The organism is Pseudomonas sp. GW456-L13 (assembly GCF_017350115.1).
In the GTDB taxonomy this organism is placed as follows: domain Bacteria; phylum Pseudomonadota; class Gammaproteobacteria; order Pseudomonadales; family Pseudomonadaceae; genus Aquipseudomonas; species Aquipseudomonas jessenii.
On the sequence record NZ_JACNAS010000001.1, the window covers coordinates 989486 to 1015966 of the forward strand.

Genomic DNA, 26481 nt, shown 5'->3' on the forward strand with positions numbered 1-26481 from the left:
TGTGGGAGCGAGCTTGCTCGCGATGAGGCCATCACATCCAACACCACCGTTGACTGACACTCCACCATCGCGAGCAAGCTCGCTCCCACAGAGATCAAGGCAAGCCCGCACAAATCTGGCACCCACAACCAACCACATGGCATGCGCGCAAACATGTCGCCGCGCCCCCCGGGCGTAGTATCGAACCCGACCTCAGGGCACAACCCGCTCCTGGGCGCCCTGCAATGCAACGCTGAACCCCTCCATTTCTCACTAACAACAATAAATCGACCCTCGGGTCGCGGGAGATTTCTGTGCTCAAGAAAAGTGCGCTGGGCTGGCCAAAGATTGCCGGCCTCGGAATTGCGTTGGTGGTGGCCGGGCAGTTTTCCGGCTGGAACTTCGGGCTGGCGGCCGGTGGCTGGCTGAACATGCTGATCGCCACGTTGTTGATGGCCCTGCTCTGCGGTGGCCTGGCGTTATGCGTGGCGGAAATGTCCACCGCGCTGCCCAGTGCTGGCGGTGTATTCGTCTATGCGCAAAGTGCGTTCGGGCCGTTCGTGGGTTACCTCGTTGGCGTGGCCTGTGCCCTGGCTTTGACCATCGGCACCGGTGCAGCCGCGACCTTTATCTGCGCCTATACCGAATCAATTTTCGGCCTCGGTGGCTGGCCGGTGAAGATCGCCCTGTTCGCCGTGATCATCGGCATCCACATGCGCGGTGTCGGTGAGGCCATGGGCCTGACGTTCATTGCCGGCGTGATCGCCGTCGTCGCCCTGCTCACGTTTGGCGTGGCCATGGCGCCCCATGTCGAGTTGGCCAATTTGCTGAAGTTGCCCGCCAGCGTCGCAACACCGGTCAGCCTTGGCGGTATCTTCGCCTGCGTGCCATTCGCCATCTGGCTGTTCATCACCGTTGAGCAAACCGGCTCGGCCGCCGAGGAGGCGCACAATCCCGGTCGCACCATGCCCCGCGGCATTCTGGCGGCCATTGGCACGTTGCTGGTGACCGCGCTGGTGGTGCTGGTATGCGCACCGGGTGCCGGTGGTGTCGAGCTCGTCGGTTCGGCAGGTGATCCGCTGTATGCCGCGATGTCCAGCAACAGCGCCTTCGGTGAAGGTTCATGGCTGGCCAGGGTGATTGGCTGCGGCGCGGTGTTCGGCCTGATCGCGACCTTCTTCTCGCTGGTCTACGCCGCGTCCCGGCAACTGTTCGCCATGGCCCGCGACGGCTTGTTCCCGCATTGGCTGGGCAAGACCGGCAAGCGCGGCACGCCCTACCCGGCGCTGCTGCTGATCGGTGCCATCGGCCTGCCGCTGTCCGAAGTGGACCCGGCCACGGTGATGCTCGCGGTCGTGCTGCTGCTCAACGTTTGCTACCTGTTCATTTTCGGCGCGTACCTGCACATCAAACGCAACCAACCGGACCTGCCACGGCCGTTCACCCTGGTCGGCGGCAAACTGGTTGCCTGGCTCGGCCTGGCCCTGACGCTGGTGGTGATCGCCGCGTGCTTCCAGCTCGACATGCTGATGCTGTTCGCCCTGGCGGTGACCTTCACCCTGTGCATTTTCAATTACCTGTTGCGCAACCGTCGCGCCACCGTCATCGAGGTTCCAGACCATGCCTGAAGACACTCTTTTGCAACGCCGCCATCGCGTGCTCGGCAGCGCCTCGCCGCTGTTCTACGACAAGCCCTTGCACCTGGTGCGTGGCGAAGGCGTCTGGCTGTTCGACGTTGACGGTCGCCGCTACCTCGACGTCTACAACAACGTGCCCTGCGTCGGTCACTGTAACCCCCATGTGACCGAGGCCATGCACCGCCAGGCCACCACGCTGAACATCCACACCCGCTACCTGGATGAACAGGTGGTGTGCTACGCCGAGCGCCTGACCGCGACCTTCGCCGCGCCGCTGGACACCGTCATGTTCACCTGCACCGGCAGCGAGGCCAATGAACTGGCGCTGCGCCTGGCGCGCTTTGCCAGTGGCGGCACCGGCATCATCGTCAGCGACTACAACTACCACGGCAACTCGGCATCGCTGGCCGAAGTCACCACTGCCCTGCCCTCGCCGGAACCCTTCGCCGCCCATGCCCGGGCCGTGCCGATTCCGTGCCTGTACCACGCACCGGCCGGCACCACCGAAGCGCAACTGGCCGAGCAGTACGCGGCCAACATCGCGGCGGCGATTGCCTCGATGCAAGCCCAGGGCATTCGCCCCGCCGCGCTGCTGATCGACACCCTGTTCGCCAACGAAGGGCTGCCACGGGTACCGGCCAGCTTCGTCAACAAGGCGGCAGCGCTGATCCGTGCAGCAGGCGGATTGTTCATCGCCGATGAAGTGCAGTCCGGTTTCGGTCGTACCGGCGATCACCTGTGGGGCCATCAGGCCCACGGCGTGGTGCCGGATATCGTCACCCTTGGTAAACCGATGGGTAACGGCTATCCACTGGCCGGGTTGATCACCCACAAGGCGCTGGTCGAATCCTTCGGTCGCCACGCCATGTACTTCAACACCTTCGGCGGCTCGCCGGTCGCGGCAGCGGTTGGCATGGCGGTGCTGGATGTGATCGAAGAACAGCAACTGCTGCAAAACGCACAAAACGTCGGTGCCTATGTGCAACAACGCCTGCAGGTGTTGGCCGGCAAGCACTCGATCATCGGCGACGTGCGCGGCAAGGGTCTGTTCTTCGCCATGGAGCTGGTACGTGACCACGCCAGCAAGGAACCGGCTGGATTGGAGGCGCGCAAGGTGGTCAACGACATGCGCGAGAACGGCGTGCTGATCAGCAAGATCGGCGCTGGCGACAACATTCTCAAGCTACGGCCGCCGCTGGTATTCAGCCGCGACCACGCTGACTTGTTCGTCGACACACTGGACAGCGCCCTGAGCGCGATTTGAGGCCCTGCCATGACTGAATTCCACACCCTGCCCCATGACCAGCAAGTAACCCGTCTGCACGAACTGGCGCGCCATGCCCTGCAACAGTGGGAAGGCGAATTCGCCGACATTGAACTGGTGAAGTTTCGCGAGAACGCAGTGTTCTCGGCCCGCCGCCACGACGGTCAGCGCGTCGCCCTGCGCATCCATCGCAATGGTTATCACTGCGAGGCCGCACTGCGTTCCGAGCTGCAATGGATGGAAGCCCTGGCCAGCACAGGTATTACCGTGCCGCAGATTATCCGCGCACAGAATGAAAGCCATCTGATCGAAGTCACCCACCAGGCCATCGGCGAGGCGCGTCACATCGACATGCTCGCCTGGCTGCCCGGTGCCACCGCCGGTACTTCCGAGGCGGGTGTGCAGGCCGATACGGAGATCGATTTCCTGTTCAATGAGGCGGGGGCGATTGCCGCGCGTATCCACCTGCATTCGGCGGATTGGCAGCAACCGGACGAGTTTGTCCGGCATGCCTGGGATGAAGAAGGCCTGATCGGCGCCAATCCGTTCTGGGGGCGTTTCTGGGAGCTGGAGCAGCTCAGCGACGGGCAGCGGGATCTGCTGCAACAGGCCCGGCGCAGGGCGCGCAAGGACTTGCGTCAGTACGGGCGGCACCTGGGTAACTTCGGCATGATTCACGCGGATCTGGTGCCAGAGAACCTGCTGATCGAGGGCCCGCAACTGCGCCTGATCGACTTCGACGATGCCGGGTTCGGCTGGCACATGTTCGAGTTGGCCACTGCCTTGTACTTCTGCCTGGATGACCCGCGATTTGATCAGATCAAGACGGCGCTGCTCGACGGCTACAACGCGGTCAAGCCGCTGACCGAGGCGGATCGCAAGACACTGGCGTTGTTCCTGATGCTGCGTGGCACCACGTACCTGGGCTGGGTTCACACCCGCCAGGGCACGCCGACAGCGATTGAAATGGCGCCGATGCTGATTGAGCGGGCTTGCTTGTTGGCTCGGGAGTATTTGCAGGCCTGATACATCGAAATCGCGAGCAGGTCGGATCGCCGCACCGTCGCTCCCACACTGGATTCCAGTGAACTCAGAACTTGTGTTCGACGACGATCCACTGTGGGAGCGAGCTTGCTCGCGATGGGGTCATCACATCCAGCATCATTGCTGACAGATACTCCGCTATCGCGAGCAAGCTCGCTCCCACAGTGTTTAGTGGTTAACCGGGCCGATCGACCTGATCCAGCGCCCGATTCACCGCCAACTCCCCCAGCATGATGACTTGCGCGATGCCGAGCAGGGTGTTGCGGTGCGTGCCTTCCAGAAAACCCGCCAGGTCATTGGCCATGACACTCGCCGAGGCCAGCGATTCGCAGGCGTGGGCCAGCAGGGTTTCGGTGTTGATGTCGGGGTTGATGGTGAACAGTGTGGAGGGTTTGTGCGAGGTGGCCATGATGTGAGCGGCCGGGTTGGGGCAAGAGTCGGTATTCGGTGGATCAGGGGTAACCTTCAACATCCTTCGGTCTCCAGAACTGGAGCCGTCACCGATTCGCTGCTAAACGAGGGGTGGCGGCTGTACGCAGGTTAGCAGACCGGGGAGACGCGAAACCGGCGCGCCCGAGGGCGCCCTGCGCACAGCTGCCATCAAGTGCAGGGATGGGGAATACCTGACTGTCTGGACTGCCAATGCGTCTCATGTCACCACGGGCTGCTAAACCCGATCACTGGGAATCAGTGACGCGGACCAAGTTACCGATGGCCTCCAGGGCGCACAAGCCGGCGGATTCTGGCTTAGCTGTAGGCAATGAAGCAAGGCGTTGTGGCTTGCAGGAAGTTACTCCTACAGCCGTTAAACATGCATTCCAAACTGGCACCGCCATCGCGAGCAAGCTCGCTCCCACAGTTGATCTCAGTCGTACACAAACTTTGTGTTCACTACAGATTCCTGTGGGAGCGAGCTTGCTCGCGAAGAACGATAACGCGGTCTCAATCAAGCCGCGCTGGCATGCTCAACGCGATGAAACAACCGGTTGAAATACACCAGGCTATCGCGTGGCTCGCGCACGCCCACCTTCGTCAGCTCCACGAACATCACCGAATGCGACCCCACTTCCTTGCACTCGCTGATCCGCCCTTCGAGCTGCACCAGGGCATCGCGCAGCACCGGCACATCGGCGGCGCCGTCGTCCCACAGGTCCCAGGCAAAACGCTCGGCCATCGGCACCTGGGTCATGCCGGCAAAATGACGGGCCAGTTCTTCCTGCTCGCCACACAGCACGTTGACGCACAGATGGCCGTTGGTGCGGAACACGTCGTGGGTGGCGCTATTGCGGTTGACGCACACCAGCACGGTTGGCGGCGAGTCGGTCACCGAGCACACGGCGCTGGCGGTGATGCCGCAACGACCGCCGGGGCCGTTGGTGGTGATGATGTTCACCGCGGCAGGCAGCTGCGCCATGGCGTTGCGAAAGTCGATTTGCTGCTGGCTCAGGTCGGCCATGTCGATGCCCCTTCCTTCAGGAGGACCGCTATCTGGCGGCCCGTAGGTGATGGAACAAGACTAAGGCTGCGGGCGCGCCGCAACCATTCTGACGATCCCCATGGCAGGGTTGGGTTTCCGCTAGTCGACTAGGTGGTTTCTTTATCGCAAGGGCCGGCCACAGTGGGTATTCTGCATACAGGCTCCAGAACGATGAGCCGATGCGTGCCGCGCGTTCGCGTGCGAAAACAATAATTAGAAAACTTTCGTGGCAGCCCCGATGGAAATCCGTAAACCGATTGTTTATATCGTTGACGACGACAAGGACCTGCGAACCTCACTGGCCTGGTTGCTGGAGTCGGTGAGCGTGCAGGCGCAGTGCTTTGCCGGCGCCGAAGAGTTCCTCAGCCAGTACGACCCCAAGCAGCCCGCCTGCCTGGTGCTCGACGTGCGCATGCCGGAGACCAGCGGTTTCCAGTTGCAGGAAATCCTCAACCAGCGCGGCAGCACCCTGCCGACCATTTTCGTCTCGGCCCATGGCGATATTCCGATGTCGGTCACGGCGATGAAGAACGGCGCGCTGGATTTCGTCGAGAAGCCCTACAACCCGCAGCAGATGATCGACCGCATCCAGGCCGCGCTGAAGACCGCCGTACACGCCCAGGCCGATCAGCAGCAGCGTCAGAACCTGCAAGGCAAACTGGCACTGCTGACCAGCCGTGAGCGGGAAGTGTTGATGCTGGTGATCGATGGCAAGGCCAGCAAGGTGATTGCCCGGGAGCTGAACATCAGCGTGAAGACCGTTGACGTGCACCGCACCAAGATCAAGGAAAAGATGGGGGTGTCCAGCATCGCCATGCTGGTGCGCGAGGTGCTGCATTTACCGGTGGATGAGCCGGTGCGGCACTGAGTGATTTGCAGCGGTCATGAGGCCGCCATCGCGAGCAAGCTCGCTCCCACAGGTTGATCCCGGTCGTACACAGACTTTGTGTTCACCGCAGATCCACTGTGGGAGCGAGCTTGCTCGCGATGGGGTCGGCACATCCAACATCGAATTCAGCAGCTATAGCGCTTGCGATAAGCCCCCGGCGACACACCAAAGCGCGATTTGAACGCCGACGAGAAGTAGCTCGAATCCGAGAAGCCCCACGCATAACACAACGCCGAAAGCTTCTGCTCGACATCCGCCCGGCGCAGGTTTTCCGCGCAGAAGTCCAGGCGGCGGTGCTTGATGTATTGCGCCACCACCAGGCCGCGCTTGGAGAACATCCGGTACAGGCCGCGCACGGAAATCCCGACTTCACGGGCGATCAGCTCGGGGCACAATTCTTCGTCGCTGAGGTGGGCGTCGATGAAGGCGATGATCTTGCGGAACTGCCGCTCATGGGCGTCAGCACCGCCGTCCCGGGCGCTGATGCCCGGCAGCAACAGGCTGGCCAGGGCATCGAGCACGGCCTCGCTTTCCTGCATGTCCAGCCCCTCCTGCTGGCGGGTGTCCAGCACCAGCTTGTTGGCCATCGCCGCCAGGGGGCTGCCGGCCGCGATGCGCGTGGCGCAGTTGACGGCATTTAAGTGCGAACCCCGCTCGACCACCTGGCGCGGAAGAATCAGCGACAGCTGTCGGCAATCGTCGTTGTAGATCATGTCGCTCGGGCGGCTGGCGTCGATCAGGGCGATGTCGCCACAGCCCAGTTGCGCGCGGTTGTCGCCCTGCTCCAGTTGCGAGCTGCCGCGCATCTGGAACACCGCGTAGTAGTGGCCGTCGCTGCTGGTGCTGACGTCCTTGCTGGTGCGGTACAAATGCACGTGCGCCATGTCGACCACACTCAGGTTGATCGCACCGCTGCGAAATTCCGCCAGTTCGCCGTAGAAATCGGTGTCCAGCGCCCGGGCATCGAAACGCCCACAGGCCTGGTTCACCTGGCTCAACCAACTTTCGAACGCCTCGTTGCGCACCGTCGATGCTGTAATCATGTCCGCAAAGCCTCACGTTTTTGTTGTTATTTTTCGACCGCTTCATCGAGCGGTTCGTCAAAACGGTTGTTTCTGTAGCCATCTCCTCCTTCGACGGCCGCCGGGCGCCCATTCAACAGGCTCCGGCCCAAGCTTTCCAGTCGACCTACGGGTTAAATGTCCAATACCAGACGAGCGGAAAGCGCCCGTGATACACACGCGCAAATCTGCTTGTTGGACGCCTTTTCCTTGTTCGACAGGCAGTTGTCGCGGTGCTCCGGCACGCCGTCCAGTACCTCGACGATGCAGGTGCCGCAGATGCCTTCGCGGCACTCGGTGTCGATGTCGCAACCGTGGGCCTGCAACACGTCGACCAGGCTGGCGTTGGCCGGCACCTGTAGCACCACGCCGGAACTGGCCAGCTCCACTTCGAACGTGCCGGCCGGAGCGCTGTTGGCGGCCGGGTCTGCGGCAAAGTGTTCAAGGTGAATCGAATCGTCAGAGCGACTGCGGGACGCCACTTCCACCACTTTGTTCATGAAAGGTGCCGGGCCGCAGGTATAGACGTGAGCGGCGCTGCCGGCACGCGCCAGGCATTCGCTCAACGCGCCGTCCAGATCCGCCGGCTCCACGCCGTAATGAAATTCCACGTGGTCGGCGAATTTTGTCGCCAACAGCTCTGTAAACGCCGCGTACTGCGCCGAACGGGCGAAGTAATGCAAACGATACGGCTGGCCGCTTTCCGCCAGTCGATAAGCCATGCTCAACAGCGGCGTCACGCCGATACCGGCGGCGAACAGCACGTGTTCGCGGGCACTGTCATCGAGACGGAACAGGTTGCGCGGCGCGCCCATTTCCAGCTCCATGCCCTCTTCCACTTGCTCGTGCAGCGCCAGCGAACCACCGCGCGACTGCGCTTCTTTCTTCACCGCCACCAGATACGCACGGCGATCCTGCGGCGGGCTGCACAGCGAATACTGGCGGGTCACCCCGGTCGGACCGGTCAGGTCGACGTGGGCACCCGGTTCATAGGTGTCGAGCGGCTGGCCGTCACTGCGCACGAGGCGAAAGGAACGGATATCCAGCGCTTCGTCGACGATCCTTTCGATCTTCACCTTCATCATTGCATCACCTGAATACTGTTGTTTTGGTTTACTGCCCCTTGTAGGAGCGAGCCTGCTCGCGATGAACCTGAGAACAACACGGGGTGTCAGGTTTCCAGCGTCATCGTTGACGATCATCGCGAGCGAGCTCGCTCCTACAGGGTGGGGGCATTTTTCTGCTGCTCAGCGCATGAACAAACCGCCATTGATGTCCCAGCACGCACCCGTTACCGAGGCGGCGTTCTCGGCGATCAGCAGCAACACGCTGTCGGCGATGAACGTTGGGTCACCGAGGGTGCCGGCCGGGATCATTTTCAGGATCTGTTCCAGACGCTCCGGAGCCACGGTTTCGCGTACCACCGGCAAGTCCAGCGGACCTGGCGAGATGCTGTTGACCGTCACGCCCTGGGGTGCCAGTTCACGGGCGAAGACTTTGGTCAGGGTCGCCACGCCGCCCTTGGCCGCCGCGTAATGCGCGCCGGTGGCGGTGCCGCCGTTCTGCCCGGCCAGGGACGCAATGTTGACGATGCGACCGAAGCCGCGCTCGGCAAAGTGCGCGCCGAATACCTGGCAGGCCACGAAGGTGCCCCGCAGGTTGATCGCCATCGACTCGTCGAATTCTTCTGGTGTGATGTCCATCAACGCGGCGACTTTCGACACACCGGCGTTGTTCACCAGAATGTCGGTGCCGCCCCAGCGCTCGGCGAGCACATCGCGGGCACGTTGAAAGTCGGCCTTGCTGCGCACATCCAGTTCAATGGCCACGGCGCTGGCGCCGCTGCCATCGAGTTCCAAAGCCAGTTGCTGCACGCCATCGAGGCGCACATCCGCCAGGCCGACGCGATAACCGGCTGCGTGCAGACGGCGGGCGATGCATTCGCCCAGTCCGCGCGAGGCACCCGTTACGAGGGCTACTCGACTCATGATGTTGCCCTCACAAAAGGAAGCCGAGCGCGCTCAGGCTGTCGGTGGAGTTGATCAGGCGCACCACTTTTCGCTCCAGGGTCGGCACGCCGTCGGTGAAGCGGATACGGTGGTTCAGGTCGGCCACGAACGGCGTGTGCACGCCGCGCTTGTAGGCGTACAGCAACTGCGCCGAATTGACTTCGACGATGTCGCCGGCCGCTTCCACCAGGCGGAAACGCGAGATCGTGCGGATGGTTTTCGCTGCGTCCACCGCCGACGGCGAGTAGCCGGCGGTCAGGCGTTCGATACGCAGGTCACGCATGCGTGCATCGTCGTAGGCGTAGTTGAGGGTCGCTTCGAAATCTTCGGTGTCCGGGTCGATCGGCACGATGTACTTGCCGCTTGCGCTCCACAAGGTTGCCCATTCGGCGTAGTTCTTGTGGTCGAGCAGTTCGGCTTCGCGCCAGATGAATTCGATGGCCTGGGCCAACGGGCCGGAAAAACCGTTCAGGGTGTCGTGATTGCTCATTGGCTCATCATCCTTTTCCACATGTCGTAGGCACCGCGCATGCCGCCTTCGTCGGTGGCGTGGCTGACCTTGTCGCCGTTTTCAGCGGTGATTTCGCGGTTCAGGCCGCGGTTGACCAGAATTGGGGCATCGACGCCGGCGTACGAGCCGCGCTGCACGCGGTCCCAGGCTTCGGCATCGTCAGGGCTGCCGAAACCGAACGGGCCCTGGAAGTGTTCGTGGATGCGCATGCGTTCGCGGTTGGCGATTTCCGGGCCGCCGTCCATGCCGAGGGCCACGTGGCGGATCTCGGTTTCGGTGACCGACACCGGGCGCAGCACGCGGAAGAACGACATCGACATCGCCACGTTGGGGAACAGGTTCAGGTTGAAACCGGCGCCGTGCAGCGAGCGCACGATGCGACGGACCTGATCGGCCGGCAGGGTCTTCGACAGTTCTTCGGTCACATGGGCGAAGCGCTCCTGCAACTGCTCGGTGCCGTCGTCGTGATCGAGGTCGACGTGCTCCGGCACCATCACCATCACGCTGTGGCCGTTGCCCAGGGAGTGGGTCACGGCTTGTTCGTCGGTCATGAACGAGAGCATTTCCGAAGTTTCTTCATCCACCGACGACATGAACGACTTGTGCACGATCGGGAAGTGATAGCCGTCGGTGGTGTTTTCCAGCTGGATCTTCCAGTTGCCCTTGAAGCTGAACTTGTGTTCGCCCTGGGTCTTGATCGGGTAGCCGGCGCCCTGCTTCATGAACAGGTCCATCCAGTGTTTCGCGCCGCCGAGGAAGTCTTCCAGCGGTTCGATCTCGTCGTTGTAGCTGGCGAACACCATGCCGGCGTAGCTCTCGACGCGCAGGCTGGTCAGCGGCAATTCCGACTTTTCCAGAATGCCTTCGTAGCCGTCCGGATACGGCAGCGCACGCAGCTTGCCATCCAGGCCATAGGACCAGCTGTGGTATGGGCAGGTGAAACCGGTGGCGTTGCCCTTGTGCTTCTCGCACACAGTGGCGCCACGGTGCCGGCAACGGTTTTCCAGCACGTTGATGTTGTTCTTCTTGTCGCGCACCACAATCACCGGGCGGCGGCCGATGGTGGCGGTCTTGAAGTCGCCGCTATTGCGCACTTCGCTTTCGTGGGCAACCCACACCCAGGTGCGGTAGAAAATCTTGTCCAGCTCGGCTTCGAACAGCGCCGGGTCGTTGTACAGCGAGACGTCGACGCGGTCATGTTGGACCAGGTCTTCGGGGCTTTTCGACGTTGCAATCAGCTGATATTCATGAGTGCTCATGCGGTTCTCCTCATGGCTTCTTTTTATGATTGAGTGGTAGAGGCTTGCAGCTGCGCACCAAAGGCGCAGACCAGTTCGTCCTGTCCTTTGCGGCCAACGATTTGCAGGCCGACTTTCAGCCCGCCGCAATCGAGTTCCACCGGCACCGTCAGCGCGGGGTGACCACTGAGGTTGAAAGGCCGCACCAGCGGGGTCATGCCGGCCACGGCTTTGCTGCCGGCGCGGGCTTCGCTGAGGGTTGGCGGCAAGGTTGGCAGTGTCGGCAACAGCAATACGGCGAAGTCTTCCAGTGCTGCATCCACCTGTTGGGTGAACCGCGTGCGCACGGCGCAGGCATCGGCCAGCTCTTCGCGCGTGGTGCGACTGGCCGCCAGCAAGCGTGTTTCCACATCGGCGCCGATCAGGCCCTTGCCGGTCAAGTGGCCGAACGCCGCCCAGTTTTCGAAATTGATCACCGTCAGGCCGGCGGCAAACGCTGCTTCGAATTCGCTCAGGTGCAGGTTGCTGCGACGCCATCCGGCGCGGTCGGCGGCTGCACCCAGGCTGGCTTGCAGGTGCGAATCACAGGCCACCTCGAGAAAGCCGACCCTGGCGCCGTCGCCTGGCAGCCCTTGAGCGGTAAAGCCCGGGCAGATCACCTGCATCGCGGCGATCAGGTCGTCCATGCTTTTGGCGAACGGCCCGACGCAATCGAGGCTCGATTCCAGTGGATGCGCACCGACACGGCTGACGCGACCATAAGTCGGCTTGAGCCCGGCAATCCCGCAGCACGCTGCCGGCACCCGCACCGAACCACCGGTGTCGGTGCCGATGGCGATGTCCGCCAGGCCTGCCGCGACCGCCGAAGCCGAACCGCTGGACGAGCCGCCAGGCACACGGTCCGGCGCTTGCGGATTGATCGGAGTGCCGGTCCAGTCGTTGATGCCGGTCACGCCGAACGCCAGTTCATGCAGGTTGGTCTTGCCGACGATCTGCCAGCCAGCGTCGAGGATCGCATCGACCACCTCGGCGTTTTGCGTCGCCGCCGGTGCATCGGCGAATGCACGGCTGCCTGAGCGGGTCGGATGGCCGGCGATGTCGATGGAGTCCTTGATGGCGACGCGCTTGCCGTTGCCACCGAGGAGGAATTCGCTGATGAACGTACTCATGCGCCCGCTCCCAAGGTGAAGAGCTCCGTATTGAACAGCCGTTGCGTGCGGAAATGCGCGATCAGCCAGACGCCGTCGACACAGCGAAAATCGATGTTCAGGCGCGTGCCGAACAACTCATTGCGGCCATCGGCGTAGGTGGAAATCTGCTGCATGATCCACTGCCCGTGCGCCGCCTTGCCGTCGACCACGATCGACTCGCTGGTGAGGTAGTGCAGGTTCAGCTTGAAGTGGTCGGACGGCGGCAGATAACCGCCGACAAACGCCGCCACCGCCTCTCGCCCCTGGTGCTGACCGAAGGTCTGCGCGGTCTGGGTGCCGAGGCCTTCCCAGATCGCATCCTCGGTGAACAACTGCGCCAACTGGTCGAGATGAATCGCCGCCCGCGGCACATCGCACAGGTCCATGTAGCGCGCCATCAGGCGACGCACTGCGCTTTCCCCTTCGAGCGTCGCCAGACGCTGCAGCAAGGCCTCGTTCATGGCTTACACCTTGGCCGCGTCAGGAATGGTCAGCGGACGACCGATGCGCGCTTCGATCTTGGCGTAGCGCCACAGGCTGTATTGGCCGACCGGTGTGGTGCGGAACAGGTTGCAGGCGTCGATCACCGACTGGTGGCAGTCGACGTCGGCCATGATGTATACGGTCCAGGGCGAGGTGGTGGACGGGCCGACCATCAGGCGGTCGTCATCCATCGCGCCGAGCACGGTGATGCCGGGCATCGCGCCGAGGTCGCCCATCATTTGGCTGAAGCCTTTCCACACGCTCAGGCCTTCCCCGGTGGGCAGGTCGAAAAAGTTCTGGGTGATGCCGATGCAGAAGACGACGCGCAATGGCTCTTGGGTGGTTTGCGACATGGGTGTGGTTCCTTGAAAAAGTAATGGGGATTCAGATGTAGCCCGGGAACGGCGGTACGCCGAGGAACACCGAGCCGGCGCCGTCGTACAGGCCTTCGCTGAGGAAGGCGTGCTGGGTCACCACCATCGAGTCGCGCAGATAGCGTTGCAGCGGATGGCGCAGGTAAATGGCGGTGGTGCCGGCCAGGCTGTAGGCGCTCTGCACCACCTCGGCACCGGCCTGGGACACATGAATGGCCGACAGGCGCAACAGGCTGGTCTGCTCCGGCGTGACCGGGTTGCCGGCCAGGATCGAGTTCCACACCTGCTCGGTGGCGTTGTAGAAGAAACCGCGCGCGGCGCTGAGCTTGGCTTCAGCCTTGGCGATCTCGATGCGCACGTAAGCGCGGTCGGACAATTTCGGCGCGCCGGTGATGCCACTGCCGCCAGCCATGCGGCTGATTTCGTCCAGCGCGGCACGGGCCAGTCCGAGGTTGACCACCGCCAGCACTTGCGCGGCGTAGGCGATCGATGGATAGCGGAACAGCGGCTCGTCGATGGTCGAGGCACCGCCGCGGATGAACGTCCAGCGCTCGTCAACGCGTTTATCGGTCACTCGCAGGTCATGGCTGCCGGTGCCTTTGAGGCCGACCACTTCCCAGTTCTCGACGATGTCTACCTGCTCCGGGCGGAACACCGCGGTGCGCGGCTTGCCGCCAGCGGCGCCGATACCAACGCCCAACAGGTCTGCGCCTTTGCAGCCGCTGGCGAATTTCCAGGTGCCGCTGACCTGATAGCCGCCTTCTACGGCCTCGGCCGGTTGCAAGGGGAACAGGCCGCCAGCGAACACCAGGTCAGGGCTTTCGGCGTAGAGTTCAGCCAGGGTTTCCCGTGGTAAAGCAGCCAGGTAGACACCGGCGCTGCCGAAGCTGGCCACCCAGCCCGCCGAGCCGTCGGCTTCAGAGATGCGTTCGATCATTTGCAGAAACAGGTGCGGTGCCAGGGCGTCGCCACCGAAGCATTTCGGCGTGGCGGCACGGTAGATGCCCACTTGTTTGAAGCGCTCGATCATGTCCCGTGGCACGTGGGAGCCAGCGTCGAATTCTTCGCGGCGCCGGCGCACTTCATCCAGTACCTGCGCAAAGGCCTGGCTGTCGACGACATTCTCGTCAACGCCGATCGATGCGTCTTGTTGCGCAACCGCTGAACGCAGCATGGGCATTCTCCGTTTTGTTTATTGTTAGTGGGGTGACACGCATGCCCCGTTGTAGGAGCGAGCCTGCTCGCGATGGTCGTCAACGATGACGCTGGAAACCTGGCACCCCGTGGCGCTCTCAGGTTCATCGCGAGCAGGCTCGTTCCTACAGGGAATCGGCGTGGTCACCCTTGCATTGCGGTCCAGTGTAAAAACCGCATCCGGCCGCCACTATTGGTGCGTGCAGCCCCCTCGCTAAAGAAAACCCCTAGACCCACACCGGTAACCTCTGAGCGCATCCCGCTGTGCGAGCAGGTATAAAACGCCATACTGCAAATCTCTGCCGCCAGGGGCCGTGCGATGTACCAGCCAAAACCGAACGACTTTTATGCGCTGATCGAAGCCATGCCGCTGTGCATCATTCTTCATGACGCGCACACCAAGGAAATTCTCTGGGCCAACGCCGCTGCCCTGGCGGCGTTGGGCTTTACCCTGGAAGAACTGACGCCGCTGAAGGCCTCCGACATGACCCGCGATGCGCCGAAATACCGGCGTTCCATAGGTTTGCGCTGGCTCGAAAGGGCCGCGCGCACCGGGCAACGGACCATCGAGTGGTGCTATCGCTCCAAGCAAGGGGTGGAGATTCTTTCCGAGGCGGTGGCGACCCTGGTGCACCTGGACGGTCGCGATGTGTTGATGGTGCAGTTCCGTGACATTTCCAAAGAGGACAAGGTCAAGCGCGACCTCAAGCGTTTCGAGAGCCGGCTCAAGGCCTTCATGCAGGACCTGGCCGAAGGTGTGGCGGTGCTCGGCCCCGAGGGCGATATAGGTTTTATCAGCGACTCCGGCGCGCACCTGCTCGACAGCGAAGTGCACCAGCTGATGGGCGAGAACTTCCTGGCCTGGTGCGACGACGCTTCGCGTCAGCGCTTGTTGCAACAGTTCGCCCATGAGACGCCGGAACACGCGCCGTTCAACGTGCACTACAAGGTGCAGCGCCGGAACGGCGAATGGCGCTGGCATGACGCAACCTGCCGCTACATCGAGATCGAGGACGATCTGGTCGGCCATCTGCTGCTGTTCCGCGACGTGACCGAGCAGGTGCAGGCCGAAGAAGCGCGGCGAGTCAGCGAGCAGAAGCTCGAGTACCTGGCGCGCTACAACGCCATGGGCGAAATGGCCGTGGCCATCGCCCACGAGCTGAGCCAGCCATTGGCGGCGACCCGCAACTTTATTGAGGGCGCAGTGATTCGCCTGGGCAACACGGGTGAAACCGATCAAGGCGTCACCTGGGGCTTGCAGAGCGCCGTGCGGCAAATCGAGCATGCCTCGGTGATCATCAAGAGCGTGCGCGACTACGTGGTCAAGCTGGAGCAGACTGAAGAGCTGGTCGACCTTAATGAGCTGCTGCGCGAAACCCGCTACTTCATCAGCCTGCGGGCCGATCCGAGCCTGGTGCGCGTGGAAGTAGTCACCGCGCCGGAACCGCTGCAGGTCAGTTGCGAGAAAGTCCTGATCGGCCAGGTGATCCTCAACCTGGCCTTCAACGCCATTGAAGAAATGGCCGACCTGCCCACTGAACGACGCCTGTTGCGTATCCACGCCAGTCGCGAGAACGATGTGGCCCTGGTGCGCATCGAAGACTGTGGTCGCGGCATCCAGGCCCAGGCGCAGGAAAAGCTGTTCGACGGCTTTTTCTCGTCCAAGGTCAGTGGCAATGGCATTGGCCTGGCGCTGTGCAAGAACATCATCGGCAGGCATCGTGGCGATATCTGGGCGCAAAACCTGGAGCCGTGCGGCGCGGTGTTTACCTTCTCCCTTCCCCTCGCCAATCCCGCCTGACCTGCACCACTACTGTGGTCTGACATACACAAATCCTGTGGCGAGGGGGCTTGCCCCCGTTCGGTTGCACAGCAGCCGCAAAACCTGCTGGCACGGTGTGACTGGCAAATGCTGGGGCCGCTTCGCGACCCAACGGGGGCAAGCCCCCTCGCCACAAATGCAGCTTCGCCCTTCCCACCTCTGACGCCAGTCAACCCCCCGCCTTATCAGATTGTGCAGCCAGTTTCATGACACTGGCACAGACACACAAACACTTGGCAGGCAGGGCAATTCTCCCGATCTCGGGGCACGGCAGAATCAAAGGGTAAAAATCTGCCAAAGCACCCGCGATCCGCGTTACCAACAATTCAGGAAGTTCCCCTTATGCGAACAAACAGGATCTCCGTACAGTCAGCGCTAGGCCTGAGCCTGCTTGTACTCGGTTTGAACAGTGCCCACGCGGACCTGCCCGCCGGTACGATTGGGCAGACCGTTCTGGCGTTTCCACCCGAAGCTCACCGCGCGTTTGTCATCGACGTCGAGTTCGACAGCTTTGTGGCTGGCCGCGTGACTGTGGTCGACCCGGACCAGAAGCGCATCCTCGGCATGGTGCCGACCGGTTTTGCCGCGCCGTCGACCCTCAGTCACGACAAAAAAACCATCTACAGCGCGGACATCTGGTATTCCCGCGGCACCCGTGGCACCCGCACCGACGTGCTCACCGCCTGGGACAGCTCGACCCTGTCGCCGGCCTGGGAAGTGCTGATTCCGAACAAGCGCGCCGAATCGCTGACCCAGCGTTATGCGCTCAAGCCGAGCGGCGACGACAAGTTCGTCTACGTCTACAACTTCACCCCGTCGACTTCGGTGACCGTGGTCGATACCCAGACCAAGGCGGTTGCCACGGAAATCGCCATCCCCGGTTGCGTGCTCAACTACCCGGTCGGTAACCGCCGCTTCGCCTCGCTGTGCGGCGACGGCAGCCTGCAAGTGGTGACCCTCAACGATCAGGGCCAGGAAACCGCGCGCAGCCGCACGCCGTTCTTTGATCCGAACGCGGAAAAACTGGTAGAGCGCGCCGTCAACGTCGGCGACACCTACTACTTCACCACCACGACCGGCACCGTGCGCCCGGTGGATTTCGCCGGTGATGCGCCGAAGGTCTTGCCATCCTGGTCGCTGGTTTCCGACGAAGACAAGAAGGCCGGCTGGGCGCCGGGTGGCTGGCAGATGATGGCCGTGGCGCCGAAGCTGGACCGCCTGTACGTGCTGATGCACGACGCCCACGAACCGATGAAGTGGGAAGACCCGAGCCCACTGATCTGGGCGTTTGACCTCAAGACCCACAAGAAAGTGGCGACTCTGGAAGCCCCGGTTCCGGTGTGGAGCATGCAGGCAACCGGCGACGACAAGCCGTTGTTGCTCGGCACCGACGTGGAAGGCGGTTTGCAGATTTTCGATCTGAAGACCAACAAGCTCACCGGCAGCATGCCGAAAGTCGCCAAAACCGCGACTCAGGTCCTGAGCTACTAAGAGGTTCGGCCATGCACACAGACCCGATCTTCATCATTGCCAGCGCCATCGCCATCGCGGTGTTGCTGGCCAGCGCCGCGACCCACAAGTTGCGCGCGCCGGCCCGCTTCGCCCGGCAACTGGCGGACTATCAACTGCTGCCCGAGGCGCTGGTGCGCCCGACGGCACGGTGGGTGCCGCTGTTGGAACTGGGCATTGCCTTTGCCCTGTTGGTGCCGGTCAGCCGTGGTTACGCCGCGTTGAGCGCCGCCAGCCTGTTGGCCCTGTACGCCGCCGCCATCGGCATCAACCTGTGGCGCGGTCGCGCGGACATCGACTGCGGTTGCGCCGGTCCCGACCAGGCACAGCCGCTGCGTCCGGTGCTACTGGCACGTAACAGCGCACTGATAGCGCTGGCGCTGCTGGCCAGCATGGCGCCGGTTGCCCGCGACCTCAACCTGTTCGATGGCTTCGTGACCCTGGCTGCCGCCGCGGTTGCGCTGCTCATCTACGCCGCCGCCGATGGGCTGCTGGCGAACTCCCCTCTTCTGCTCAAATTGATTGGTAGGTAATCGAAATGGAAGGCTTGATTGTTTCCAACGTTCTGCTCTGGGTGCTGCTGGTGGCCGTGGCGTTTGTCGTCATGGGCCTGGTGCGGCAGATCGGCGTGCTGCACGGTCGTCTCGCCCCGGCTGGCGCGCTGATGGTCGACAAAGGGGTGGCGGTCAATGAACCCGCGCCGCAAGTCACCGCCAGCGACCGTCACGGTCGTCCGGTGAACTTCGGTTACGCCGGCGAGAAATCGCAACTGCTGTTCTTCCTCTCGCCGACCTGCCCGATCTGCAAGTCGCTGCTGCCAGCGATCAAATCCATCGCCAAGGAGCAATCGGACCGCCTCGATGTGGTGTTCGTCAGCGATGGCGACATGGACGCCCAGCAAGCGCTGATCCGCGAACACAAACTTGAAGACGCCACCTACGTGGTCGGTCCGGAAGTGGGCATGACCTACCAGATCGGCAAGCTGCCGTACGCCGCGCTGATCGACAAGGCCGGCACCCTGCGTGCCAAGGGTCTGGTCAACTCCCGCGAGCACCTGGACAGCCTGTTCGAAGTCGAGCATTTGAAGCACGCCACGTTGCAGCAATACCTCAATGCCCAACCGCACACCCACGATCACGACCACAGCCATAGCCACTGATAAGGCAGGGAGACCTTTATGAAACTGCTGGATCTGTTGTTTGAGCGTTCGTCCCGCCGTGTCGCCGACACCACTTCGCGCCGCAAACTGCTGGCACGCATGGGTTCGCTGATGGTGGCCGGTGCCGCCCTGCCCCTGTTGCTGCCGCTGGACCGCACCAGCAAGGCCCTGGCCGCGGAGCCTGCGCAGGCCGGCGACCCGGGCGATCCGAACAGCTGCGACTACTGGCGCTACTGCTCCATCGACGGGTTTCTGTGCAGCTGCTGCGGTGGGTCGGTGACGTCCTGCCCACCAGGCACCGAAGCCTCGCAAGTGACCTGGATCGGCACCTGCCGCAACCCGGCCGACGGCAAGGACTACATCATTTCGTACAACGACTGCTGCGGTAAGCAAAGCTGCGCCCAGTGCGCCTGTACCCGTAACGACAGTGAAGAACCGGCCTACCGCCCGTTCAACAACAACGATGTGAACTGGTGCCTGGCCGCCAAATCGCACATCTACCACTGCACCGTTTCGGTCATCCGCGGCGTCGCCGTTTAAAGAACGCGCTTTGCGTCGGTTGCTCGCGCAATCGGCGCTTTTTTTCTGTGGCTGCTTTTCTTTTTTTACTGCTTTGTGTGTGTGTACCTGTAGGAGCGAGCTTGCTCGCGAAGGACGTCAACGATAACGCGGGCTATCTGGTTTAACGCGTCGCCCTTTAGTTCTTCGCGAGCAAGCTCGCTCCTACAACAGGTGCCAAACCGGTCATCAGCGGAGTTGGATTACATGCGTAGTTTGATATTGCTCGGTCTCGTCTGCGCCCTGAGCGCCCCGCTCGCTTTCGCCCGGGCCATTCCCAATCCGGCGCAGAGCCATGCGCCGGGCAACGAAGATGTTCAAACCCCGATTGCCCAGGCCGGTTACAGCGTCGGCGTGAACTACCAGCTGCAATGCGCCGGTTGCCACCTGGGCGACGGCACGGGTTCGGCCGCCAACGACACGCCACGGATGAAAGGTTTCGTCGGTAACTTCCTGAAAGTGCCCGGTGGCCGCGAATTCCTCGTGCGAGTGCCGGGCATGTCGCAGTCAGCGCTGAACAACGCACAACTGGCGGACCTGCTCAACTGGCTGTTGCGCGAAGACGGCATGGCGGGTAGCAGCATGCCGGCCGATTATCAGCCTTACACCGCCGAAGAAGTCATGGCGTTGCGCGCCAAGACCATGCTCAACCTGCCCGACACCCGTGGTGAGTTGATCAAGGCCATGCGTGCCCAAGGCATCGCGATCGATGACGGGATGAATTACTGAGAACAATTTGCCCCGCCCCGCTTCAACATCAACCGCCCGGACGATGGACGCGTTGACGGCAAATAAGTAACGTAACCGGTGCTGTTTTCGAACCTGGAAAATCGAAAAGGGAGTTTGCATCGTGACCGAAGAGACAAAAACCAAAGGGCCGGCTTCGTACTTCCCGTCCATTGAAAAGAAGTACGGGCAGCCGATCAGCCATTGGCTGGACCTGCTCAAGTCTGTCAGCGACAAGAAACACATGGAGATGGTGGCCTGGCTCAAAACCGAACACGGAATGGGTCATGGTCACGCCAATGCGCTGGTTGCCTATCATCTGGCAGCCACCAAAAGCGCCTAGCCACGGGTCCATCCTTTGCTGTGCTATCGGTGGTGCCGGGTAAAACCGGCTCCACCGTAAATCTTCTGTTGCCCTATCCTTTCATCCAACCCATCACGCCGGACATCGACCATGTCAGCCCCCGAATCCACCCTCCTCGACAGCTGGCACCACAATGCCCGGGCCTGGATCGACGCCATTCGCAGCGGCACCATCGAAAGCCGCCTCAAGGTCACCGACCAGGCCATCCTGCTGGCGGTGCTGGGTCGCCAGCCCGAGCGTGTGCTCGACCTGGGTTGCGGTGAAGGCTGGTTGTTGCGTGCGCTGGCAGACCGGGCCATCGATGCGGTCGGTGTGGATGGCGATGCGACGCTAGTGGAGGCGGCGCGGACGGCGGGCACTGCGCGGGTGCATTTGGCGAGCTATGAACAACTGGCTGAAGCGAAAGTCGACATCGGCCGCGACTACAACCTGATCTGCGCCAACTTCGCCCTGCTGCATCAGGACATCATCCCCCTGCTCGCCGCCATGAACACCCTGCTCGCCCCGGGTGGCGCGCTGCTGATCCAGACACTGCACCCGTGGGCGGCTGCGGCGGGCGACTACCAGGATGGCTGGCGGGAAGAGAACTTCTCTGGCTTCAAGGGGCAGTGGCAGCCCATGCCATGGTATTTCCGCACCCTGTCCAGTTGGCTGAATGCACTGGACATGGCCGGCTTTGTATTGGCTGGCTTGCAGGAGCCACAGCACCCGCAAAGCCCCGTGCCGCAGTCATTGCTGTTGGTGGCCGAGCCACGGCGCTGAGTGGCTTAAATATCGCACACGGTTCCTACCCCGCCGAACATCCCTGTGGGAGAGGGCTTGCCCGCGAAGAGGCCGGCACATTCAACATCAATGTCGCCTGACACTCCGCCATCGCGAGCAAGCTCGCTCCCACAGGTTCAGTGGCTGTACGCAAAATCTGCGAACCACCCAAATCACTGTGGGAGCGGGCTTGCTCGCGAAGAGGCCGGCACATTCAACATCGATTTCGCCTGTCATGCCGTCATCGCGAGCAAGCTCGCTCCTACAGGTTCAGTGGCTGTACGCAACATCTGCGAATCACCCAAATCCCTGTGGGCTTGCCCGCGAAGAGGCCGGCACATTCAACATCGATTTCGCCTGACATTCCGCCATCGCGAGCAAGCTCGCTCCTACAGGTTCAGTGGCTGCACGCAACATCTGCGAACCACACAAATCACTGTGGGAGCGAGCTTGCTCGCGATGAGGCCGGCACATTCAACATCGATTTCGCCTGACATTCCGCCATCGCGAGCAAGCTCGCTCCCACAGGTTCAGTGGCTGTACGCAACATCTGCGAACCACACAAATCATTGTGGGAGCGAGCTTGCTCGCGAAGAGACCGGCACATTCAACATCGATTTCGCCTGTCATGCCGTCATCGCGAGCAAGCTCGCTCCCACAGGTTCAGCGGCTGTACGCAAAATCTGCGAACCACCCCAATCACTGTGGGAGCGAGCTTGCTCGCGAAGAGGCCACAGTTTCAGTGGTGCACCCAATACAGCGTCAGGCCCACTCTTTACGCAGCTGACGCGCAGCGTTGACCATGTGCACCAGCGCCGCTTCGGTTTCCGGCCAACCGCGGGTCTTCAGGCCGCAGTCCGGGTTGACCCACAGGCGGTCGGCGGGAATACGCTTGGCGGCCTTGCGCAGCAGGTTGGCCATTTCCGAGGAGTCCGGCACCCTTGGCGAGTGGATGTCATACACGCCCGGACCGATTTCGTTCGGGTACGCGAAGGCTTCGAACGCGTCCAGCAGTTCCATGTCCGAGCGCGAGGTTTCGATGGTGATCACGTCGGCATCCATGGCGGCGATGGACTCGATCACATCGTTGAACTCGCTGTAGCACATGTGGGTGTGGATCTGGGTTTCGTCGCGCACACCGGAGGCGCACAGGCGGAACACTTCGGTCGCCCAGTCCAGATAGTGCTGCCACTGCGCCTGGCGCAACGGCAGGCCTTCGCGGAATGCGGCTTCGTCGATCTGCACGATCTTGATCCCGGCGGCTTCCAGGTCCACCACTTCATCACGGATCGCCAGGGCCAATTGACGAGCCTGCACTTCGCGGGTCACGTCTTCGCGGGGGAACGACCACATCAGCATGGTCACGGGACCGGTCAGCATGCCCTTCATCACCTTGTCGGTGAGGCCCTGGGCATAGCGGATCCACTCCACGGTCATGGCTTTCGGACGGCTCAGGTCACCGAAGATCACCGCCGGTTTCACGCAACGCGAGCCGTAGCTCTGGACCCAGCCGAAACGGGTGAACACATAGCCGTCCAGTTGCTCGGCGAAGTATTCGACCATGTCGTTACGCTCGGCTTCACCGTGCACCAGCACGTCCAGGCCCAGGTTTTCCTGCACTTGCACGGCGTGACGGATCTCACTGTGCATCGCTTCGGTGTATTCGGCTTCGGTCAGCTTGCCTTGCTTGTACGACTGGCGAGCCAGACGGATCGACGCGGTTTGCGGGAACGAACCGATGGTGGTGGTCGGGAACAGCGGCAGGTTCAGGCCGGCGCGCTGTTTCTCGATGCGCCGGGCAAACAGCGAATGACGCTGGCTGTCCTTGACAGTGATGGCGGCCACACGCGCCTGCACGGCCGGTTTGTGGATGCGTGGCGACGCAGCACGGCTGGCCTGCACGGCGCGGCTTTGGGTCAGCGCTTCAAGCACCTTCGGCGCTTCCGGCTCGTTGACGGCCTGAGCCAGCACCGCGACTTCTTCACACTTCTGCACCGCAAACGCCAGCCAGCTTTTCAGTTCGGCATCGAGCTTGTCTTCACGCCCCAGATCAACCGGGCTGTGCAGCAACGAACAGGATGGCGCAACCCACAGGCGATCACCCAGACGCTCATGAGCATGTTGCAGGGTGGCCAAAGCGTTTTCCAGGTCGCAGCGCCAGACGTTACGGCCGTTGACCAGGCCCAGCGACAGCACTTTGTAGGCCGGCAGGCGATCGAGGATGGTCGGGTACTGCTCAGGAGCGCGCACCAGATCGATGTGCAGGCCGTCCACCGGCAGGTTGGCGGCCAGGCCCAGGTTTTCTTCCAGCCCACCGAAGTACGTGGCGACCAGTTTCTTCAACGGGTCACGCTGAATCAGGTTGTAGGCCCGCTCAAAGGCGTTTTTCCAGTCCTGCGGCAGGTCGAGCACCAGGATCGGCTCGTCGATTTGCACCCACTCGACGCCCTGTGCCGCCAGGCGCTGGAAGATCTGGCCGTATAACGGCAACAGACGATCCAGCAGCTCAAGCTTGTCGAATTCGACGCCCTTGGCCTTGCCCAGCCACAGGTAAGTCAGTGGGCCGATGATCACCGGCTTGACGTTGTGCCCCAGTGCGCGAGCTTCCTCGACTTCTTCGAACAACTGGTCCCAGCCGAGCTGGAACTGCTGATCGGCGCTGAACTCAGGGACAAGGTAGTGATAGTTGGTGTCGAACCACTTGGTCATTTCCTGGGCATGCGCGCCGCCGCAGCAGCTGTCGCTCACACCGCGCGCCATGCCGAACAGGGTTTGCAGGCTGGCCTTGCCATCGTGCGGGCGGAATCGCTCAGGGATCACACCGAACATCAACGAGTGGGTCAGGACCTGGTCGTACCAGGCGAAGTCACCGACCGGCAGCAGCTCGATACCGGCCTTTTTCTGCAAGTCCCAGTGGGTCTTGCGCAGGTCGCGGCCCACGGTGCGCAGACCGGCTTCGTCGAGTTCGCCCTTCCAGAACGCCTCTTGAGCCTTTTTCAGTTCGCGGTCGCGACCAATGCGCGGAAAACCAAGGGAATGGGCCACAGCCATGTCAAATAACTCCAATGCGTTCGATGGGAGCCATTGTCGACAGTGTCAGCGAGTGAGACAAACTCATTTTAATCGTGATGATCACAAGTTCTTCTCATGATCCGAAGCACTGCGCATCTGGTGCTGGATGGACATCTGGTTCAAGGCGCTCGCCCGTGGCGTGTGCGTAAGCCGCGCGTCAATGGCATCATCACCCGCTACGAAAGTTTCGATACCCGCCCCCCTCTGATCGGCTAAGGAATAGTCCCGATGCGTATCAAAACACTGCTGGCCTGTGTCACGGCGCTCTACCCGGACGCCAAAGTGCAGACCGCCGGGATCAGCCCATGACGGCCATTTTTCGGCCGCGTCCGACGTTGATCTTTTTGCTGCTGTTGCTGGTGCTGGTGTTCTGGCTGTCCCTGGCCCTCGGACCGGTCAGCCTGCCCCTGGGCGATACCTTGCTGGGCGGGATGCGTCTGCTCGGGTTGCCACTTGACGGTGGTGACACGCAGCAGGCGGAGTTGATCCTCGGGCAGATTCGCCTGCCGCGCAGCTTGCTCGGCATCGCCGTGGGGTCGGTACTGGCGTTGTCCGGCGTGGCGATGCAGGGGTTGTTCCGCAATCCCTTGGCCGATCCGGGTCTGGTCGGTGTGTCCGGCGGTGCTGCGCTCGGTGCCGCCCTTGCCATCGTCGGCGGCAGCCTGCTCGGTGGCTTGCCGCCTGTGATAGAACCCTACTTGCTATCGGTGTGCGCCTTTGCCGGTGGCCTGATCGTCACGGCGGTGGTGTATCGCTTCGGTCGCCGCAACGGGCAAACCGACGTTGCCACCATGCTCTTGGCGGGTGTGGCGATGACGGCCATGGCCGGTGCCGGGGTCGGGCTGTTCACCTACCTGGCCGACGATGCCACCTTGCGCACCCTGACGTTCTGGAACCTGGGCAGCCTCAACGGTGCCAGCTACCCGCGCTTGTGGCCGTTGCTGATCGTCACCCTGGGCGTGGCGTTGTGGTTGCCCCGCAGGGCGGCGGCGCTCAATGCATTGCTGCTGGGTGAATCGGAGGCCCGTCACCTGGGTTTTGACATCGAGCGGATCAAGCTTGAGCTGGTGTTGTGCACGGCGCTCGGCGTCGGCGCGGCAGTCGCGGCGGCCGGGCTGATCGGTTTCATCGGCCTGGTGGTGCCGCACCTGATGCGCCTGCTGGTCGGCCCGGATCACCGGGTGTTGCTGCCCGCGTCGTTGCTGGCCGGTGCCAGCCTGCTGTTGCTGGCCGATCTGGCGGCGCGTTTGTTGTTGGCGCCAGCCGAATTGCCAATCGGTATTGTGACTGCACTGATCGGCGCTCCGTTCTTTCTTTATCTGCTGGTGCGAGGACGCTCCTGATGCTGCGGGCAAACAACCTGCTGGTACGCCGTGGCAAGCGCACGGTGCTGACCAACATCGATATCGAGTTGCGCCCCGGGGAAGTGCTGGGTGTGCTGGGGCCGAACGGCGCCGGCAAAAGCACCCTGCTCGCCGCTTTGTGTGGTGAGCTGGCGACCAGTGAAGGCAGGGTCAGCCTCGACGAGCGTCCACTCGCCGACTGGCCGGGACAGGAACGGGCCAAGCGCCTGGCCGTGCTGCCGCAGAGTTCGAGCCTGAGCTTTGCGTTTTCGGTCAATGAAATCGTCGGCATGGGTCGCTTGCCTCACGCCAGCGGCCGCGTGCGCGATGCCGAAATCGTCGCCGAGTCGCTCAAAGCCGCCGATGCGCTTCATCTTGCCGGACGCAGCTACCTGGCCCTGTCCGGCGGTGAACGCCAGCGCGTGCATCTGGCGCGGGTGCTCGCTCAGCTCTGGCCGGGTGCCGAGGGGCAAACCCTGCTGCTCGATGAACCGACGTCGATGCTCGATCCGCTGCATCAGCACACCATTTTGCAAGCCGTGCGTGACTTCGCCGAGCGCGGGGTTGCCGTGCTGGTGATTCTGCACGACCTCAATCTGGCTGCCCGTTACTGCGATCAACTACTGTTGTTGCATCAGGGCCTGCCCCACGCCTACGGTCCACCGGCAGACGTGCTGACCACCGAAACGCTGGCGGCGGTGTATGGACTACAAGTGCTGATTCACCAGCACCCGGAACGCGGCCACCCGCTGATCATCGCGCGCTGATGCCGCTCCCTCTTCTGTCATCGAGGGGGCACCTGTCCAATAAGGAAAA

27 protein-coding genes are annotated in these 26481 nt (G+C 62.4%); 15 read left to right on the plus strand and 12 right to left on the minus strand.

The window, feature by feature from the left end; translation table 11 throughout:
* Positions 1-293 precede the first annotated feature (293 nt).
* The 3 genes from J4D25_RS04310 to J4D25_RS04320 are packed head-to-tail and all read left to right on the plus strand — an operon-like array spanning position 294 to position 3906.
* Positions 294-1607 carry an amino acid permease gene (locus tag J4D25_RS04310; protein ID WP_057715401.1) on the plus strand — a complete coding sequence of 438 codons (1314 nt, stop codon included), beginning with the start codon at positions 294-296 and terminating at the stop codon, positions 1605-1607.
* Positions 1600-2880: an aspartate aminotransferase family protein gene (locus J4D25_RS04315; RefSeq protein ID WP_057715402.1), complete on the plus strand. Its 1281-nt coding sequence runs from the start codon at positions 1600-1602 to the stop codon at positions 2878-2880. Before J4D25_RS04310 ends, J4D25_RS04315 begins: the two co-directional genes overlap by 8 nt.
* A 9-nt stretch (positions 2881-2889) precedes the next feature.
* Positions 2890-3906, plus strand: coding sequence for a phosphotransferase enzyme family protein (locus J4D25_RS04320; protein WP_057715403.1), 1017 nt, complete (start codon positions 2890-2892; stop codon positions 3904-3906).
* 193 nt (positions 3907-4099) lie between these two features.
* Here the strand turns inward: J4D25_RS04320 and J4D25_RS04325 are convergent, their stop codons facing one another.
* The gene (locus tag J4D25_RS04325; protein ID WP_057715404.1) at positions 4100-4396 is read right to left on the minus strand and encodes a DUF6124 family protein; all 297 of its coding nucleotides are present in this window, start codon (positions 4394-4396) and stop codon (positions 4100-4102) included.
* Between the two features lie 474 nt (positions 4397-4870).
* Positions 4871-5380 carry a 4-hydroxyphenylacetate 3-monooxygenase, reductase component gene (gene hpaC, locus J4D25_RS04330; protein WP_057715405.1) on the minus strand — a complete coding sequence of 170 codons (510 nt, stop codon included), beginning with the start codon at positions 5378-5380 and terminating at the stop codon, positions 4871-4873.
* 259 nt (positions 5381-5639) lie between these two features.
* Between hpaC and J4D25_RS04335 the strand changes: the two genes are divergently transcribed.
* Positions 5640-6269 carry a response regulator transcription factor gene (locus J4D25_RS04335; RefSeq protein WP_053161157.1) on the plus strand — a complete coding sequence of 210 codons (630 nt, stop codon included), beginning with the start codon at positions 5640-5642 and terminating at the stop codon, positions 6267-6269.
* A gap of 146 nt (positions 6270-6415) precedes the next feature.
* On the opposite strand, the gene feaR is transcribed toward J4D25_RS04335, so the two are convergent.
* From feaR to J4D25_RS04380, 9 genes are all read right to left on the minus strand, one after another.
* On the minus strand, positions 6416-7333 hold the full coding sequence (gene feaR / locus J4D25_RS04340) for a transcriptional regulator FeaR (RefSeq protein WP_057715406.1): 918 nt from the start codon (positions 7331-7333) through the stop codon (positions 6416-6418).
* Positions 7334-7485: 152 nt separating this feature from the next.
* On the minus strand, positions 7486-8436 hold the full coding sequence (locus J4D25_RS04345) for a PDR/VanB family oxidoreductase (protein ID WP_057715407.1): 951 nt from the start codon (positions 8434-8436) through the stop codon (positions 7486-7488).
* Positions 8437-8598: 162 nt separating this feature from the next.
* A complete protein-coding gene (locus tag J4D25_RS04350) occupies positions 8599-9339 on the minus strand; it encodes an SDR family NAD(P)-dependent oxidoreductase (protein WP_057715408.1) in 741 nt (246 codons plus the stop codon).
* A gap of 10 nt (positions 9340-9349) precedes the next feature.
* The gene (locus J4D25_RS04355) at positions 9350-9850 is read right to left on the minus strand and encodes an aromatic-ring-hydroxylating dioxygenase subunit beta (RefSeq protein WP_057715409.1); all 501 of its coding nucleotides are present in this window, start codon (positions 9848-9850) and stop codon (positions 9350-9352) included.
* The gene (locus J4D25_RS04360) at positions 9847-11130 is read right to left on the minus strand and encodes a Rieske 2Fe-2S domain-containing protein (protein WP_057715410.1); all 1284 of its coding nucleotides are present in this window, start codon (positions 11128-11130) and stop codon (positions 9847-9849) included. Before J4D25_RS04360 ends, J4D25_RS04355 begins: the two co-directional genes overlap by 4 nt.
* A 23-nt stretch (positions 11131-11153) precedes the next feature.
* Positions 11154-12278 carry an amidase gene (locus tag J4D25_RS04365; protein ID WP_057715411.1) on the minus strand — a complete coding sequence of 375 codons (1125 nt, stop codon included), beginning with the start codon at positions 12276-12278 and terminating at the stop codon, positions 11154-11156.
* The gene (locus J4D25_RS04370) at positions 12275-12760 is read right to left on the minus strand and encodes a nuclear transport factor 2 family protein (protein ID WP_057715412.1); all 486 of its coding nucleotides are present in this window, start codon (positions 12758-12760) and stop codon (positions 12275-12277) included. The genes J4D25_RS04365 and J4D25_RS04370 overlap by 4 nt, the downstream gene beginning before the upstream one ends.
* A gap of 3 nt (positions 12761-12763) precedes the next feature.
* The gene (locus tag J4D25_RS04375) at positions 12764-13135 is read right to left on the minus strand and encodes a hypothetical protein (RefSeq protein ID WP_057715413.1); all 372 of its coding nucleotides are present in this window, start codon (positions 13133-13135) and stop codon (positions 12764-12766) included.
* A gap of 31 nt (positions 13136-13166) precedes the next feature.
* The gene (locus J4D25_RS04380; protein ID WP_057715414.1) at positions 13167-14330 is read right to left on the minus strand and encodes an acyl-CoA dehydrogenase family protein; all 1164 of its coding nucleotides are present in this window, start codon (positions 14328-14330) and stop codon (positions 13167-13169) included.
* Positions 14331-14669: 339 nt separating this feature from the next.
* On the opposite strand from J4D25_RS04380, the gene J4D25_RS04385 reads away from it, so the two are divergent.
* The 8 genes from J4D25_RS04385 (at position 14670) to J4D25_RS04420 (ending at position 21250) form a co-directional block, all read left to right on the plus strand.
* Positions 14670-16151 (plus strand): sensor histidine kinase, encoded by a 1482-nt coding sequence (locus tag J4D25_RS04385; RefSeq protein ID WP_057715415.1) that lies wholly within the window; start codon positions 14670-14672, stop codon positions 16149-16151.
* Positions 16152-16514: 363 nt separating this feature from the next.
* A complete protein-coding gene (locus tag J4D25_RS04390; protein WP_057715416.1) occupies positions 16515-17663 on the plus strand; it encodes an amine dehydrogenase large subunit in 1149 nt (382 codons plus the stop codon).
* Between the two features lie 11 nt (positions 17664-17674).
* On the plus strand, positions 17675-18214 hold the full coding sequence (locus tag J4D25_RS04395) for a MauE/DoxX family redox-associated membrane protein (RefSeq protein WP_057715417.1): 540 nt from the start codon (positions 17675-17677) through the stop codon (positions 18212-18214).
* Between the two features lie 5 nt (positions 18215-18219).
* Entirely contained in the window at positions 18220-18840 is a 621-nt protein-coding gene (gene mauD, locus J4D25_RS04400; RefSeq protein WP_057715418.1) for a methylamine dehydrogenase accessory protein MauD, read from the plus strand.
* Positions 18841-18858: 18 nt separating this feature from the next.
* Positions 18859-19380 carry a methylamine dehydrogenase light chain gene (locus J4D25_RS04405; protein ID WP_008050506.1) on the plus strand — a complete coding sequence of 174 codons (522 nt, stop codon included), beginning with the start codon at positions 18859-18861 and terminating at the stop codon, positions 19378-19380.
* 225 nt (positions 19381-19605) lie between these two features.
* Positions 19606-20127, plus strand: a complete 522-nt coding sequence (locus J4D25_RS04410; protein WP_057715419.1) for a hypothetical protein — start codon at positions 19606-19608, stop codon at positions 20125-20127.
* Between the two features lie 121 nt (positions 20128-20248).
* On the plus strand, positions 20249-20467 hold the full coding sequence (locus J4D25_RS04415; protein WP_057715420.1) for a DUF4287 domain-containing protein: 219 nt from the start codon (positions 20249-20251) through the stop codon (positions 20465-20467).
* Between the two features lie 111 nt (positions 20468-20578).
* Complete coding sequence (locus tag J4D25_RS04420) at positions 20579-21250, plus strand: bifunctional 2-polyprenyl-6-hydroxyphenol methylase/3-demethylubiquinol 3-O-methyltransferase UbiG (RefSeq protein WP_057715421.1); 672 nt, start codon at positions 20579-20581, stop codon at positions 21248-21250.
* Positions 21251-22012: 762 nt separating this feature from the next.
* Here the strand turns inward: J4D25_RS04420 and metE are convergent.
* Entirely contained in the window at positions 22013-24301 is a 2289-nt protein-coding gene (gene metE, locus J4D25_RS04425; RefSeq protein WP_057715422.1) for a 5-methyltetrahydropteroyltriglutamate--homocysteine S-methyltransferase, read from the minus strand.
* A 96-nt stretch (positions 24302-24397) separates the two neighbouring features.
* Between metE and J4D25_RS04430 the strand changes: the two genes are divergently transcribed.
* The 3 genes from J4D25_RS04430 (at position 24398) to J4D25_RS04440 (ending at position 26432) form a co-directional block, all read left to right on the plus strand.
* Complete coding sequence (locus J4D25_RS04430) at positions 24398-24538, plus strand: hypothetical protein (protein WP_157858930.1); 141 nt, start codon at positions 24398-24400, stop codon at positions 24536-24538.
* Between the two features lie 143 nt (positions 24539-24681).
* Positions 24682-25665 carry an iron ABC transporter permease gene (locus J4D25_RS04435; protein WP_191628283.1) on the plus strand — a complete coding sequence of 328 codons (984 nt, stop codon included), beginning with the start codon at positions 24682-24684 and terminating at the stop codon, positions 25663-25665.
* A complete protein-coding gene (locus tag J4D25_RS04440) occupies positions 25665-26432 on the plus strand; it encodes a heme ABC transporter ATP-binding protein (protein WP_057715424.1) in 768 nt (255 codons plus the stop codon). Before J4D25_RS04435 ends, J4D25_RS04440 begins: the two co-directional genes overlap by 1 nt.
* The last annotated feature ends 49 nt before the right edge of the window (positions 26433-26481 follow it).